Raw genomic sequence first — 2,128 nt, 5'->3', positions numbered from 1 at the left:
GCATATGCAACTAACGTTTTAAATACACCAATAAACATCGCTTTTAGGTTAGAGGTACAAGAGCTTGTATCATCAGGGGAGTTGCCGGGAGTTAATCAATTGTTGACTACTTATCATACTAACAACACGGCTTTTAGACGATTTACCCGTAACTTATACAATGGCGTGTGGTCAGCATGGCGCGAGATTCCGTTTGTTGATCAAGCACAAATGAATAAGGTTACACAAGATAATGGTGATGCGCTTATTAAGGTGAGTGATACTGAAACTATCCTTGATCGTGTCATTGCTTCAGGGGCTGGATTTAAAACAGGGGAAGCGACAGGAAAAACAGCAGATGCGCCTACAACATCAAATACTCGCTTAACTATCAATATGGTTAACGCTACCGCTGGTAGTGTAACGGCTATAGATACGGCGGGAGTTAATTATACAAGAGTGATCAGTGGTAGCGCTTGGCGTGATGAATGGAAGCGGCAACCAACAGCTAAAGAGTTTAATGATTTAGCAGCAAAAGTGGCAGCGTTAGAAGGAAAATGACGAGAGATGGTGAATTTATGGGAATAGAAACTTTAGTGGCAAATGCAACAGAAATCAGTTTTGCTGTTCTTTTCGTAGCGTTATTTGCTTGGGTAATGAAAAAGAACGACGAGCGTGAGAATAGATATCTTAAACGTTTAGATGATAAAAATAAAGTTATTACAGAACAGCAGCAGTTTATTAGTGATCAAACAAAAACTATGTCTGAAATATCTGAAACAGTAAAAGAAACAAGTAATAATGTACGGGAGATCACAAATGAAATTCATCTAATTAAAGAACAAATTAAGAAGTAGAAAGGGAGAAAACAATGGATAACATTTTAGCAGCAGCAACTACAATTATTGCGTTTGTACTAGCCTTTACACAATTAGTTAAGAAATACACGAAAGCGGATAGCAAATGGCTACCGCTTTTAAATTTATTGACTGGCTTACTTTTAGGTATTGCTTGGAGTTTGTCGTTTGCACCAGATCAGATGATTGTGTTTGTTTGGGGCGGAGCAATTGCTGGATTAGCGGCAGGTGGTTTTTATGATTTGAGTGCTAATGTGGTTAGGAAGGATGATGTCTAATGGATATTAAACGGCAAATAAGAGCAACCCCACAAGTGGGGGTAGCACCTTATAGACAAATCCATCCGCACAGTACCGGTAATCCGAGTTCTACGGCGCAGAATGAAGCTGATTACATGAATCGTAAAGATTTAAACAGCGGATTTTATACTCACGTTGTAGGTAATGGTCGTGTGATCCAAACGGCTGAAGTGGGACGTGGGGCATATGATGTCGGAGGTGGCTGGAATTATGAAACTTTTGCTGCAGTGGAACTGATCCAAAGCCATGCAACGAGAGCGGAATTTGAACGAGATTATCGTTTGTATGTGGATTTGCTCCGTCAGTTGGCAAAAGAAGCGGGTATTCCGCTAACTTTAGATACTAAGGATTTGGCTGGGATAAAAACCCATATGTATTGCACCTATAACCAACCTAGCAACGGCAGTGATCATATTGATCCATACCCATATCTAAACCAATGGGGAATTACAGTAGATCAATTTGAACGAGATTTAGCAAATGGGTTTGGAACTACTGAAATCAATTCCAACACGAATAATAATGTAACTACTAATAAACCAACAAAAGGAAGAGGAGAAACGACTATGCAATGTTTATATGAAAGACCCATCAACCCAAAAACAGGAAAATTGGAAACAAACGGAAGTGCTACTGCAGTAATGTTTTGCAACGGTGTAAATTGTCGGAGGTTGTATGATGGAGATGAAATCAAAATCATTGAAAAAGTTTATCGTGACAATAACGGAAAAGACATTCCTTTCTATAAAAAAAATGAATGGAACAAGGAAAACCCTTGGTTCGTACGATTAGAAGCAGTTTTCCCTGTAACTAAGTAAAAATAGAAAGCCTATCTCTTAACTGAGGTAGGCTTATTTTTTTGCTTGAAAAAGGGGCAAAAAAGGGGCAAACGTTTTATATCGTTGTACAATTATGTTGTCTAAAAAATGACGAAAACGTTGATTTAACAGTGTTTTTATAACGGTGTCTAATGCTGTAATCATGTAAAAATGA

4 protein-coding genes are annotated in these 2,128 nt (G+C 38.4%); all 4 read left to right on the top strand.

Annotated features, from left to right (window positions below):
• Nucleotides 1-99: 99 nt before the first annotated feature.
• The 4 genes from IGI58_RS18140 to IGI58_RS18125 are packed head-to-tail and all read left to right on the top strand — an operon-like array spanning nucleotide 100 to nucleotide 1,953.
• A complete protein-coding gene (locus IGI58_RS18140; protein ID WP_429956348.1) occupies nucleotides 100-540 on the top strand; it encodes a pyocin knob domain-containing protein in 441 nt (146 codons plus the stop codon).
• A gap of 17 nt (nucleotides 541-557) precedes the next feature.
• Nucleotides 558-836 carry a BhlA/UviB family holin-like peptide gene (locus tag IGI58_RS18135; RefSeq protein WP_429956347.1) on the top strand — a complete coding sequence of 93 codons (279 nt, stop codon included), beginning with the start codon at nucleotides 558-560 and terminating at the stop codon, nucleotides 834-836.
• 14 nt (nucleotides 837-850) lie between these two features.
• Nucleotides 851-1,114, top strand: coding sequence for a holin (locus IGI58_RS18130; RefSeq protein ID WP_429955500.1), 264 nt, complete (start codon nucleotides 851-853; stop codon nucleotides 1,112-1,114).
• Nucleotides 1,114-1,953, top strand: coding sequence for a peptidoglycan recognition protein family protein (locus tag IGI58_RS18125; protein ID WP_429955502.1), 840 nt, complete (start codon nucleotides 1,114-1,116; stop codon nucleotides 1,951-1,953). Before IGI58_RS18130 ends, IGI58_RS18125 begins: the two co-directional genes overlap by 1 nt.
• Nucleotides 1,954-2,128: the final 175 nt, after the last annotated feature.

Source organism: Enterococcus sp. AZ020, assembly GCF_050499205.1.
In the GTDB taxonomy this organism is placed as follows: domain Bacteria; phylum Bacillota; class Bacilli; order Lactobacillales; family Enterococcaceae; genus Enterococcus_L; species Enterococcus_L dunnyi.
The sequence above is the reverse complement of the archived record's forward strand: the minus strand, read 5'-3'. Positions and strand labels throughout refer to the sequence as shown.